This is a genomic window from Cupriavidus sp. IK-TO18 (assembly GCF_015549295.1).
Taxonomy (GTDB): Bacteria; Pseudomonadota; Gammaproteobacteria; order Burkholderiales; family Burkholderiaceae; genus Cupriavidus; species Cupriavidus oxalaticus_A.
In genome coordinates, this window is record NZ_JADGMP010000030.1 from 244,715 (window position 1) to 257,208 (window position 12,494).

The 12,494-nt window shown below is 68.6% G+C and carries 12 protein-coding genes; all 12 read right to left on the reverse strand.

Translation table 11 applies throughout. The features are described from left to right. Window positions 1-76: 76 nt before the first annotated feature. The 12 genes from IPF36_RS23745 to IPF36_RS23800 all read right to left on the reverse strand — a co-directional run bounded on the left by IPF36_RS23745 (window position 77) and on the right by IPF36_RS23800 (window position 12,487). Window positions 77-982 (reverse strand): DMT family transporter, encoded by a 906-nt coding sequence (locus tag IPF36_RS23745; RefSeq protein ID WP_133093749.1) that lies wholly within the window; start codon window positions 980-982, stop codon window positions 77-79. A gap of 20 nt (window positions 983-1,002) precedes the next feature. Then, the gene (gene gloA, locus IPF36_RS23750) at window positions 1,003-1,410 is read right to left on the reverse strand and encodes a lactoylglutathione lyase (protein WP_029048797.1); all 408 of its coding nucleotides are present in this window, start codon (window positions 1,408-1,410) and stop codon (window positions 1,003-1,005) included. Window positions 1,411-1,506: 96 nt separating this feature from the next. Then, entirely contained in the window at window positions 1,507-2,361 is an 855-nt protein-coding gene (locus tag IPF36_RS23755) for a M48 family metallopeptidase (protein WP_133093751.1), read from the reverse strand. Then, complete coding sequence (locus IPF36_RS23760) at window positions 2,358-3,122, reverse strand: 1-acyl-sn-glycerol-3-phosphate acyltransferase (RefSeq protein WP_135704478.1); 765 nt, start codon at window positions 3,120-3,122, stop codon at window positions 2,358-2,360. The genes IPF36_RS23755 and IPF36_RS23760 overlap by 4 nt, the downstream gene beginning before the upstream one ends. 46 nt (window positions 3,123-3,168) lie before the next feature. Then, window positions 3,169-3,771 (reverse strand): D-glycero-beta-D-manno-heptose 1,7-bisphosphate 7-phosphatase, encoded by a 603-nt coding sequence (gmhB, locus tag IPF36_RS23765; protein ID WP_133093753.1) that lies wholly within the window; start codon window positions 3,769-3,771, stop codon window positions 3,169-3,171. Window positions 3,772-3,802: 31 nt separating this feature from the next. Next, window positions 3,803-5,926, reverse strand: coding sequence for a glycine--tRNA ligase subunit beta (glyS, locus tag IPF36_RS23770; protein ID WP_133093754.1), 2,124 nt, complete (start codon window positions 5,924-5,926; stop codon window positions 3,803-3,805). 35 nt (window positions 5,927-5,961) lie between these two features. Beyond that, window positions 5,962-6,591 (reverse strand): hypothetical protein, encoded by a 630-nt coding sequence (locus IPF36_RS23775; protein WP_195430614.1) that lies wholly within the window; start codon window positions 6,589-6,591, stop codon window positions 5,962-5,964. Then, window positions 6,588-7,541 (reverse strand): glycine--tRNA ligase subunit alpha, encoded by a 954-nt coding sequence (gene glyQ / locus IPF36_RS23780; RefSeq protein ID WP_135704480.1) that lies wholly within the window; start codon window positions 7,539-7,541, stop codon window positions 6,588-6,590. Before glyQ ends, IPF36_RS23775 begins: the two co-directional genes overlap by 4 nt. Before the next feature lie 559 nt (window positions 7,542-8,100). Next, entirely contained in the window at window positions 8,101-9,708 is a 1,608-nt protein-coding gene (gene lnt / locus IPF36_RS23785) for an apolipoprotein N-acyltransferase (protein ID WP_195430617.1), read from the reverse strand. Then, window positions 9,705-10,592: an HlyC/CorC family transporter gene (locus IPF36_RS23790; RefSeq protein WP_135704482.1), complete on the reverse strand. Its 888-nt coding sequence runs from the start codon at window positions 10,590-10,592 to the stop codon at window positions 9,705-9,707. The genes lnt and IPF36_RS23790 overlap by 4 nt, the downstream gene beginning before the upstream one ends. Before the next feature lie 134 nt (window positions 10,593-10,726). Further along, window positions 10,727-11,488, reverse strand: coding sequence for an rRNA maturation RNase YbeY (gene ybeY, locus IPF36_RS23795; RefSeq protein WP_135704484.1), 762 nt, complete (start codon window positions 11,486-11,488; stop codon window positions 10,727-10,729). Beyond that, the gene (locus IPF36_RS23800) at window positions 11,489-12,487 is read right to left on the reverse strand and encodes a PhoH family protein (RefSeq protein ID WP_133093760.1); all 999 of its coding nucleotides are present in this window, start codon (window positions 12,485-12,487) and stop codon (window positions 11,489-11,491) included. Window positions 12,488-12,494 lie beyond the last annotated feature (7 nt).

A 12,494-nucleotide genomic window follows, 5' to 3' on the forward strand; every position in this document is an offset into this window, starting at 1 on the left:
GCGGCGGGAGAGGGGAACGTTCACAAGGGATAGCTGCTACGTTCGGCGCCCATGGTGAGCGAGCCGCGCCAGAGGCCTACGCCCGCCGATTCACCAGCACAATCCCCGCCAGCACCAACACCGCCGCCACCGCAAAGCGCGGCCCCACCACGTCGTGCATCAGCACCACGCCGAAAGCCACCCCGAACAGCGGCGTCAGGAAGGAAAACACCGACAGCCGTGACGCCAGGTAGCGCCGCAGCAGCCAGAACCACGCCAGGTAGCTGGCAAACGCGATCAGCACCGACTGGTAGAACAGGCTCGCCAGCACCACGCCGTCGATCTGCACGGTCGCGGTCTGGCCCGCTGCCATGGCCATCGCCAGCAGCAGCACCGCCGATACCGCCAGCTGGTACAGCAGCGTCTTGCTGGCCGGCGCGGTTGCCAGCGGACTGGCGCGCACCACCACGGTGGTGGCGGCCCACAGCGCCCCGGCCACAATGCCCAGCGCATCGCCCAGCAGCGTGCTGCCATGGGGCGACGGCGCCGCGATGCCATCGGCGAACGCCAGTGCCATGCCCACGAACGCCAGCGCCACGCCGAGCCATTGCCCGGCGTGCAGCCGTTCGCCCGGGACCACGAAATGCAGCCCCAGCGCGGTGAAGATCGGCGCGGTGTACAGGAACACCGCCATGCGCGAGGCCGTGGTGTGGCCCAGCCCGACGAAGATGCAGAAGAACTCGGCGCCGAACAGCAGCCCCGCCAGCAGGCCCGCGTTGAGCGTGCCGTCGCGGCGCCAGATCGGCGTGCCGCGCCAGGCGGCAAAGCCGAACACCAGCAACGCCGCCACCGCCGAGCGCACGCCGGCCTGCAGCACCGCGCCCATCAGCGGCGCGGTCACCTTGATCACCACCTGTTGCAGGCCCCAGGCGGCGCACAGCACCACCATCAGGCCCACCGCCATGCCGTCCAGCGGCCGGCGGCTCAGGGTTTGCGCGTCCACGGTCGCGGCCGATGGACGCGTTACGGGCGGCTGGCGTCGCGGGTGGAATGGCGCTCGATCAGCTCGATCTTGTAGCCGTCCGGGTCTTCGACGAAGGCGATCACGGTGGTGCCGCCCTTGACCGGGCCGGCTTCTCGGGTGACCTTGCCGCCGGCCGCGCGGATGCGCTCGCATGCCGCCGCGGCGTTGTCGGTCTCCAGCGCGATATGGCCGTAGGCGGTGCCCAGGTCATACTGGTCGACGCCGTAGTTGTAGGTCAGCTCCAGCACCGCGGTCTCGCTTTCGGGGCCGTAGCCGACGAAGGCCAGGCGGTACTTGTACTCGGGGTTGTCGCTCTCGCGCAGCAGCTGCATGCCGAGAATGCGGGTATAGAAATCGATGGAGCGCTGCATGTCGCCGACGCGCAGCATGGTGTGGAGGAGTCGCATTTGAGGGCCTTCAACTGTTTTAGGTATTCGAAGGCGCCATTTTAGTGCGTTTAGCCGAAACGCACCGGCCGCTTGGAAGTGGCTTGGAAGCGTGGCTTAAAAGCTCGGCAGCAGCTCGGGCGGATGCGCGCGCAGCTGCGCGCGGGCGTCGCGGAATTCCGGGAAGATCGATTCCACGGTCTGCCAGAAGCGCGGGCCGTGGTTCATTTCCTTCAGGTGGGCGAGTTCGTGCGCCGCGACGTAGTCGATCATCGACAGCGGGAAATGCATCAGGCGCCAGTTCAGCCGGATCTTGCCGTCCGCGGTGCAGCTGCCCCAGCGCGTGGCCGCCGAAGTCAGCGCAAAGCCGGTATGGCGCACGCCCAGTTTGCCGGCATAGACGTCGAGCCGCTCGGCCAGCAGCCGGCGCGCCTGCTGCTGCAGCCAGCCCTGCACGCGGTCCTTGATCTGCTGCTCGTCGGCGTGCGCAGGCAGCGCCAGGTGCAGCACGCGGCTGTCGGCATCGAACAGCAGCGCGCCGATCGGCGACTCCAGCGACAGCGTCAGCGGCTGGCCCAGGAAGGGCAGGCTGGCGCCGTCGCGCCACTGCACCGTGGGCAGCACGCGGCGTGCCTCGCGGTGGCGCCATTCGCCCATCTTGTTGAAGATCCAGCGCTGCTTCTCCAGGATGGCCGATTCGATGTCGGCCAGCGTGACCCAGCGCGGCGCGGTGATCGACAGGCCGCGGTCGTCGATGGTGAAGCCGATGGTGCGCCGCGACGAGCGCTTGAGCGTATAGTGCAGCGCGCGCTCGCCCACGTGCAGCAGCCGGGCATTGGGCTGCGGTACCGGCCATGCCGGCTGCTCCGGCACCAGCGGCGCCGCCGGTGCATGGACTATGGGAGCGGCTTCTGCCAGCGGCAGTTCCAGCTGCGCGCCGTCGGCTTCGGAGGCGGGGCGCAGCAGCTTCATGCGGCCGGCTCTACCCGTGCTTCGCTGCGGTAGCTGTCCGCGTCGATGCGGCGCATGTCGCGCTCGATCCAGTCGGCCACTTCCTGGTTGAGCTGGTCGGCGGTCTTGTTGGCCGAGGCGATCGGCGGGCCGACCGAGATCGTCACCATGCCCGGGTACTTGAGGAACTTGTTGCGCGGCCACACCCGGCCCGAGTTGACCGCCATCGGCAGCACCCAGGCACCGGTCTCGACCGCCAGGCGCGCGCCGCCGCTCTTGTAGCGCGGCTTTTCCAGACCCGACGGCGTGCGCGTGCCTTCCGGGAACATGATGATCCAGGCGCCTTCGGAGAGCCGCTCGCGGCCCTGGCGCACGGCCGAGGCGAAGGCGCGGGTGCCTTCCCTGCGGTTGATATGGACCATCTTCAGCATGCCCAGCGCCCAGCCGAAGAAAGGCACCAGCAGCAGCTCGCGCTTGAACACGAAGCAAAGCGGCCTGGGCATCAGCGCCACGTAAGCCACCGTCTCCCACGCCGACTGGTGCTTGGACAGCAGCACCACCGGCTTGTCGAGCATGCTATCCATATGCTCATGGCCTTCGATGCGGTACTGGATGCCGCAGATGCCGCGGGCGGCCCAGATCACCAGCCGCGGCCAGCCGCGCACGAAGCGGAAGCGCTGGTCGGCATTCATGAAGGGAAACACTACGAAGCAGGCGCAGGCGTAGGGGGGCGTCAGCACCAGCAGGTACAGCGCAAACAGCAGGGAACGGAGAAACGTCATGCGTGGGGGCGCAAAAAAGAGGGTCGGAGCCAGCGTCGGCAATGGCTTATTGTGCGGACTCGCGGGTGGCGCTGTGGTTGCCGCTGTCGTTGCCGCCGTCGTTGCCGGTCAGCCAGCGCGCAAAGGCGCGCAGGTCGTCATGCACCTGCGTGCCGGGCGGCAGGCCGCCTTTGTCCAGCGTCTTCATGCCCTTGCCGCTGCGCACCAGGTGCGGCGCGCAGCCGACCGCGACACCGGCCTCCAGGTCGCGCAGCGAATCGCCGACGATCGGCACGCCGCGCAGCTCGATGCCGAAACGCTCGCTGATCTGCTCGAGCATGCCGGACTTGGGCTTGCGGCAGTCGCAGCCGTCCGCGGCGGTATGCGGGCAGAAGAACACGGCCTCGACGCGCCCGCCCAGGCGTGCCAGCGCCGCGTACATCTTCTCGTGCATGGCGTTGAGCGCGCTCATCTCGAACAGGCCGCGGCCGATGCCGGACTGGTTGCTGGCGATCACCACGCGATAGCCGGCCTGGTTCAGCGCGGCGATGGCTTCCAGGCTGCCGTCGATGGGGATCCACTCGTCGGGCGACTTGATGAACTGGTCGCTGTCGAGGTTGACCACCCCGTCGCGGTCCAGGATGACAAACTTGGGGGGCGTCTGCGGCATGTGCGGCTCCGGTATCGCGTGCTGGCGGCGCTCAGGCGGCCAGCTTGGAGATGTCGGCCACGCGGTTGGCCAGCGCATGCAGCGAGGCCAGCAGCGCCAGGCGGTTGGCGCGCAGCTGCGCGTCCTCGGCCATCACCATCACGTCGTTGAAGAAGCGGTCGACGGCATCGCGCAGCTGGGCCAGGTCGCGCAGCGCGGCGGTGAAATCGCCGCTGGCGAAGGCGGCTTCGACGGCCGGGCGCACCTTCTCGATCGCCGCGTGCAGCGCGCCTTCGGCCTCTTCCTGGAACAGCGCAGGGTTCACCGCGCCGACCGGCTCGGTGTTCTTGCGCAGGATGTTGGTGATGCGCTTGTTGGCGGCGGCCAGGGCCTCGGCCTCGGGCAGCGCGGCGAAGGTGCGCACCGCTTCCATGCGGCCCAGCACGTCGTGCAGCTGGTCCGGGCGCAGGCTGACCACGGCCTCGACCTCGTTGGTGGTGTAGCCCTTTTCCTTCAGGTAGCCGCGCACGCGGTCGTACAGGAAGTCGGCGATGGCGTCCGGCGCCGGCTTGACCGCGGCAATGCCGGCGAATGTCTGCTGCGTCAGCGCCAGCAGCGACGTGACCGACAGCGCCAGCGGCTTCTCGATCAGCATGCGCAGGATGCCGAGCGCATGGCGGCGCAGCGCGAACGGGTCCTTTTCGCCAGTCGGCTGCAGGCCGATGCCCCAGATGCCGACCAGCGTTTCCAGCTTGTCGGCCAGCGCGACGGCGGTGCTGACCGAGCCTTCGGGCAGCGCATCGCCGGCGAAGCGCGGGCGGTAGTGTTCGGAGCAGGCCAGCGCCACGTCCTCGGCTTCGTCGTCGTGGCGCGCGTAGTACGTGCCCATGGTGCCCTGCAGCTCGGGGAACTCGCCGACCATGTCGGTCAGCAGATCGGCCTTGGCCAGCTCCGCGCCGCGCATCGCGGCCGCCTTGTCGGTGGCCACGCCGGCGGCGTTGAGCGCATCGGCGACATGGCCGGCGATCTGCTGCAGGCGCTGCACGCGGTCCAGCTGCGTGCCGATCTTGTTGTGGTAGACCACGCCGGCCAGCTGCGGCACGCGCGAGGCCAGCGTCTTCTTGCGATCCTGGTCAAAGAAGAACTTGGCATCGGCCAGGCGCGGACGCACCACGCGCTCGTTGCCGGTGATGATCGACTGCGGCGTCTCGGTGGCCAGGTTCGACACGATCAGGAAGCGGTTGCGCAGATGGCCGTCGGCATCCGTCAGCGCAAAGTACTTCTGGTTGGTCTGCATGGTCAGGATCAGGCATTCCTGCGGCACCGCCAGGAAGGCTTCTTCGAAGTGGCAGGCGTAGACCACCGGCCATTCCACCAGCGAATTGACTTCATCGAGCAGCGACTCGGGCATGATCACCTGGTCGGCGCCGGCCTCGGCCAGCAGCGCGGCACGCATGCGCTCGCGGCGTTCGCCATAGCTGGCCAGCACGCGGCCGGCCGATTCGAGCTGCTTCGCGTAGTCGTTGGCATGCGCGATCTCGATCGTGCCGTGCGACAGGAAGCGGTGGCCCTGCGTCACGTTGCTGGCCTGCAGGCCCAGCACCGACACCGGCAGGATCTCGCTGCCGAACAGCGCGATCAGGCTGTGCGCCGGGCGCACGAAATGCACGGTGCTGCCGTCAGGGCGCTGGTAGCTCATCACCTTGGGGATGGGCAACTTGGCAATGGTGTCCTCCAGCGCGGCCTGCAGCCCGGCGGCCAGTTCGGCGCCGCGTGCGGTGTAGCGGTAGAAGAAGGCCTCGGCCTTGCCGTCCGAGGCGCGCTCCAGCGACTGCCAGTCGATCTCGGCGACGCCGACCGACTTGGCCAGCGCGGCCAGCTTCTTGGCCAGCGGCGGGGTGGGCTCGCCGTTGGCGCCAAGCGCCACCGACAGCGGCAGGACCTTCTCGCGCTGCTCGCGGTCGGGCGCGCTGCGGCGCACGCCCGACACCAGCGCGGCGAGCCGGCGCGGCGTGGCGAACGGCGTCACAGTGGCGCCCGGCTCAAGCAGGTCGCGCTCGCCCAGGCCGGCGAACAGGCCCTGCGCGAAGGCGTCGCCCAGACGCGCCAGCGCCTTGGGCGGCAGCTCTTCGGTGAACAGTTCGATCAGCAGCGAGTCGGTCATGGGTTGCGACATGAATCGTATCCAACAGGTTGTGGCGCGCGCCGCTGTCAGCAGCGCGGCGAATGATTAGGTTCCACTCCGGACAGCAGCCACAGGCCGTTCTGTTGCCGGAATTGCAGCGTGGTGAAGGCGCATTGCGCGGCCGCCGCGGCGCTGGCGGCGCCGTTGCTGCCGCCGCGGCTGCCCGCGGCGGGGAAGCGCGCGTCGATGCGGCGCAGGCGCTTGTCGTAGCGGATCTCGTCGATGCGCCCCCCCACCCAGAAATCGATCTTCGGCGGCAGCTGGGCCGCCGAGTAATAGGTCTTGGTCTTGCGCCGGGTGCGGCCGTTGGTGGTTTCCACCTCCACCCAGGTCAGCGGGTAGCGGATCGCGCTTTCATAGGCGCGCAGCGGCACGCGGTGCCAGCCCAGGTCGCGCTGGCCCGACAGGTCGCAGGCGAACGAGCGCACCAGCTGCGTCCACTGGTCGAGCGCGTTCAGCGACGGGCGCCAGTGGCGCGACAAGGCCAGCTGCAGCGCCTGCGGATCGGCCTCGCACACATTGCTGAGTTCGGCCGGCAGCAGTAGCGCCTGCGGCGCCGGGGCGGCCTCGGCGCGCGCGGCGGCGGCATTGCCGGCGGCAGACAGCGTGGCGATGGCCAAGGCGCAGCACAGCGCGCTGCGCGCCAGTTGCGTCATGCCCGGGCTCCGCCGTTGCCGCACATCGGGAAGCCGAGGGCCTCGCGCGAATCGTAGTAGGCCTGCGCCACCTGGCGCGACAGGTTGCGGATGCGGCCGATATAGGCGGCGCGCTCGGTCACCGAGATGGCGCCGCGGGCGTCCAGCAGGTTGAACGTGTGCGCTGCCTTCAGCACCTGCTCATAGGCGGGCAGCGCCAGGCGCGTGCCGGCCTGGCTGCCGTCGGTGCCCTCGGCGCCTTCGGCATTGCCCATCAGCCGCTTGGCCTCGCCCTCGTGCTCGGCGAAATGGCGGAACAGGATTTCGGTGTTGCTGTGCTCGAAGTTGTAGGTCGACTGCTCGACCTCGTTCTGGTGGTACACGTCGCCGTAGGTGAGGCGGCGCGTCTCGCCGTTCTCGACCCATTCGGTCCAGATGAGGTCGTAGACGTTCTCGACCTTCTGCAGGTACATCGCCAGGCGTTCGATGCCGTAGGTGATCTCGCCCGTGATCGGCTTGCAGTCGATGCCGCCGACCTGCTGGAAGTAGGTGAACTGGGTCACTTCCATGCCGTTGAGCCAGACTTCCCAGCCCAGGCCCCACGCGCCCAGCGTAGGGTTCTCCCAGTCGTCCTCGACAAAGCGGATGTCGTTCTGCTTCAGGTCCAGGCCCAGCGCTTCCAGCGAGCCCAGGTACAGCTCGAGGATATTCTCCGGCGCGGGCTTGAGCACGACCTGATACTGGTAATAGTGCTGCAGGCGGTTGGGATTCTCGCCATAGCGGCCGTCCTTCGGCCGCCGCGACGGCTGGACGTAGGCGGCGCGCCACGGCTCGGGGCCGATCGCGCGCAGGAAGGTATGCACGTGGGAAGTGCCGGCGCCGACCTCCAGATCGATGGGTTGCAACAGCGCGCAACCCTGCCGGTCCCAGTAGGCCTGCAGGGTCAGAATCATTTGTTGGAAGGTCAGCATATGAAGACTAGGTAGTGGCTGATCGGTCGGCTTGGGGCGAACTTGCGCCGCCCGGCGGGCTGGCGGCGCAGCGCGTGCCGGGGCCGCCGCATACGGATTTTGCCAAACCCTGAATTCTATCGGCTTTTTGGCCGCACGCCCCCATTGGCGGGGTGGCGGCTGGCGCGCGGGGGTGCCGGCGGATGTCGGGCTTTCGCAACGCATGGGGAAAATACCGACCCTGTTTTCAAGTTGCGGGAACGCTAGCCGATAACGTTTTTGTATACAGTATGAGTAAGCAACCCGCTTGAGAGCGTTGCGGTTGGCAGGCTTGGCCGTCCTGCCGGTAGGAAATTAACGTTGGGGACTTGGGATCATGACACTCCTTTCTCGCAAACCTTACCTGGTCGCAATCGCGGTCATGATCGCCGCGGCCGTCGTGTCGGTCGCGACCGGGCTGCTGAAATAGCGCAGCCGGCGCGCGCCTGGCGCGCCACGGATGCCGCGGATTATCGCGATCAGTGCGATCAGTGCGATCAGCGGCGGGAAGCCCGGCGCGCCAGCAGCGCCAGGCCGGGCTTCAGCCTGCGCGCCGCGAGCGCCAGGCAGCTGTGCCCAGCAGCAGCGCAAACAGCGCCAGCACCGGCGCGTTCCCCCAGCGGATATATGGGGTCAGCCCCTGCATGCCCTGCACCTCGGCCACCAGCGTGCCGACCGTGAAGGTGGGCAGGCGCGCCTGCACGGTGCCGTCCGGGCGCACCACCGCGGTCATGCCGGTATTGGTCGAGCGCAGCATCGGGCGGCGCGTTTCCAGCGCGCGCATGCGCGAGATCTGCAGGTGCTGGTCCAGCGCGATGGTGTCGCCGAACCAGGCCAGGTTGGTCAGGTTGGCCAGCACGTTGGCGGGCGCGGGCTGCTGGCGCAGCGTCTGCGCGATCTCCTCGCCGAACAGATCCTCGTAGCAGATATTGGGCGCCACGCGCACGCCGCGCACCGGCAGCGAAGGCTGGTCGAGCCCGCCACGGCGGAAATCGCCCAGCGGCATCTTCATCATGTCGACGAACCAGCGGAAGCCCAGCGGGATGAACTCGCCGAACGGCACCAGGTGGTGCTTGTTGTAGCGGTACAGCCGCTCGGTCAGCGGCCCCAGCCCGAACACGCTGTTGGTGAAATCGACCGGCGAATCGGCGCCGGCCGCGCCGAACAGCACCGTGGTGCCGCTCTGCAGCGCGTAGTCGCGCACCGCCACGGCGACGTCGACCGGCAGATCCTGCAGGATCACCGGGAAGGCGGTTTCGGGCGTCACCACCAGGTCGGCGGGCTCGGCGGTGATCATGTCGCGGTAGAGCGCGATCGAGCGCTGGATGCCGGCGGCCTCGAACTTGATGTCCTGAGGCACGTTGCCCTGCAGCAGCCGCACCGTCAGCGGCTTGCCGGCTGGCGTGGTCCAGGCCAGCGGCGACAGCGTTGCGCCAAGTGCCGGCAGCAGCAGCGCCAGCGCCAGTGACACGACGGCAGGCGTGCGCGCACCGTGCCCCAGCCCGCGCGCGGCCCCGGCCAGCAAGGCCGCGACAGCGGCCGCCAGCGCCCCGATGCCATAGACGCCGACCAGCGGCGCAAAGCCGGCAAGCGGCCCGTCGGTATGGGCATAGCCGCCCGACAGCCACGGGAAACCGGTGAACACGACGCCGCGCAGCCACTCCGACAGGCCCCACGCGGCACCAAACGCCAGCGGCGCGAGCAGCGCCGCGGCCCATGTGCCTGCGCGCAGCCGTGCCGTCAGCCGGTGCCACAGTGCGCCCGCCAGCGCCGGCCACAGCGCCAGGTAGCCCGAGAACAGCACCACCGCCAGCGCCGCCATCCACGCCGGCATCTCGCCGTAGACGTGCATGCTGATATAGAGCCACCAGATGCCGGACAGGAACCAGCCCAGGCCGAAGGCATAGCCGGTGGCCGCGGCGATGCGCGCGCGCGGCGCGTCGGCCATCAGCGCGGCCAGGCCGGCCAGCGACAGGATCTGCAGCCACCACCAGTCGTGCGGGGCGAAGGCCTGGGTGTGGGCAATGCCGAGCACGCCAGCGAGCAGCAGCCGAGCCATCGCGGCGGCGCGCGACCGCGCGCCGGGCACGCTGCCAGCACCGGCGTTGGCAGCAGCGGCGCCGTTGGGGATCGGGGCGGGATGCTTCATGCGCCGGCAGCGCTCGCGCTGTCAGGCAGGGATTCGCGGCGCACCTGCAGCAGGTGCACCTGCCGCGCGTCGGCGCGCAGCACTTCGAAGCGGATCGGCGGCAGGGTGATGACCTCGCCGCGGTGGGGCACGTGGCCCACGTGGTTGGACAGCAGTCCGCCCACGGTGTCGACGTCGTGGTCGGAAAAGCCGGTGCCGAAGGCCTCGTTGAACTGGGAGATCTCGGTCAGCCCATGCACGCGCCAGCTGCCGTCGGGCATCGGCAGGATATTGTCCTGGTCTTCGTCCAGGTCGAATTCATCCTCGATATCGCCGACGATCTGCTCGAGCACGTCCTCGATCGTCACCAGCCCGGCCACGCCGCCGTATTCGTCGACGACGATGGCGATATGGTTGCGGTTGATGCGGAACTCGCGCAGCAGGATGTTCAGGCGCTTGGATTCGGGGATGAATACCGCCGGGCGCAGCGTCTCGCGCAGGTCGAAGGCGGGATCGGTGTAGTAGCGCAGCAGGTCCTTGGCCAGCAGGATGCCGATGATGTTGTCACGGCTGCCTTCGTAGACCGGGAAGCGCGAGTGCGCGGTCTGCTGCATGAACGGGATGAAGGTCTCCGGCGCGTCGACGATATTGACCATATCCATCTGCGCGCTCGGCACCATGATGTCGCCTGCGGTCAGTTCGGAGACCTGGAACACGCCCTCGATCATCGACAGCGAATCGGCGTCGATCAGGTTGCGCTCATGCGCGTCCTGGAGCACTTCGAGCAGTTCTGCGCGGGTGTCCGGCTCGGGGGAGATCAGGTCTGACAGGCGTTCGAGAAGCGATCTGGGGCGATCGACCTGCTTCAGGTAGGCGGGCTTCGAACTGGGATAGGGGTCGTTCATTTCGCGGCGAGCGCGTGGTGGAGATCGACTGAAGGATACACCAAAAGGCTGTCGGTCCCGTGACAGCCGGGGGTTGGCGGCTGCTGGATGTGATGCCGGCGGCACCATGTCCGGTGCCGCCGGTGCGCCGCCAATCACGCGGTGCCGGTGCGCTCGGCGAGATAGGGATCCGCGTAGCCCAGCGCCTGCAGCGTCTCGGTCTCGATCGCCTCCATTTCCTCGGCTTCGGCGTCTTCCTCGTGCTCGTAGCCCTGGGCATGCAGCACGCCGTGCACGATCAGGTGCGCATAGTGCGCTTCCAGCGGCTTGCGCTGCTCGCGCGCCTCGGCCTCGACCACCGGGCAGCACAGCACGATATCGCCGGTCACGGGGTCGTCCTCGTTCTCCGCATAGGCAAAGGTCAGCACATTGGTGGCGTAGTCCTTGCCGCGGTAGGTGCGGTTGAGCAGCCGGCCTTCCTCCTCGCCGACGAAGCGGATCGTCAGCGCGGCATCGGCATACAGCGCCGACTTGACCCAGGTTTCGATCTTCCTGCGCGGCGGCAGGCCGTCCTGCCTGCCGATGCCGTCGCCCTGCTGGATCTCCAGCTCCAGCGCCGGCGGCGTGGCCGGGGTGCCGGTGGTGGTCACGACCGGCGTGGCGGTCACGGCCACGGACAGCGAGTCATGGTTGTCCGGGCGCACCAGCAGGCCGGCCTGCTGGTTGGTGTCGGTATGCTCGGCCAGCAGCGCGACCACGCCGTCGGCGGCCTGCGACAGGTCCAGCGTCAGGCTGCGGCCATCCGGCAGCTGCACGCGCAGCGCATGCGCGGCGCTCTTGCGCGCGCGGCCATCGCCATCGAACAGGGTCAGGCTGACGCCGGGGGCCTTGGATTTCTGGTCTTTCGGGGATTTCAATTACGCGTCCTTGTGCTGGGCGTGGTATTCGTCATAGGCATCGACGATGCGCGCCACCAGCGGGTGGCGCACCACATCGATGCTGGAAAAGCGGGTAAAGGCGACGCCGCGCACGTCTCGCAGCACATGCTGCGCCTCCACCAGCCCGCTCTTCTGGCCCTTGGGCAGGTCGATCTGCGTGATGTCGCCGGTGATCACCGCCTTGGAGCCGAAGCCGATCCGGGTCAGGAACATCTTCATCTGCTCGGGCGTGGTGTTCTGCGCCTCGTCCAGGATGATGAAGGCGTGGTTCAGCGTGCGCCCGCGCATATAGGCCAGCGGCGCGATCTCGATCATCTGGCGCTCGAACATCTTCTGCGTGCGGTCGAAGCCGAGCAGGTCGTACAGCGCGTCATACAGCGGGCGCAGGTAAGGATCGACCTTCTGTGCCAGGTCGCCGGGCAGGAAGCCCAGGCGCTCGCCGGCTTCCACCGCCGGGCGCGTCAGCACGATGCGCTTGACCGCGTCGCGCTCCAGCGCGTCGACCGCGCACGCCACCGCCAGGTAGGTCTTGCCGGTGCCGGCCGGGCCGATGCCCATGGTCAGGTCGTGCGACAGGATATTGCGCAGGTACTCGCGCTGCGCCACGGTGCGGCCCTGCAGGCCGGTACGGCGGGTGTGCAACACCGGCGATTCGTCTTCGTACTCGCGCTCGTCCTCGGCGCTGTCGTTGCCGGGCAGGTAGGCACCATGCGCGGAGAGCTGGCGCGTTTCCACCAGCCCGAGCTGCACGTCGTCGATCGACAGCGCCGTGCGCGCCTGGTTGTAGAAGCGCTCCAGCGCGGCCGTGGCGTCCTGCGCATTGGCGCCGCGCACTGTCATGCGGTGGCCGCGGCGCTGGATGGTCACATCCAGCGCCTGCTCGATCTGGCGCAGGTTCTCGTCGAGCGGCCCGCACAGGTTCTGCAGCCGGGCGTTGTCGTCCTTGGGAGCGACGAATTCTGCGGAAGGGATCTTCATGTAGTGG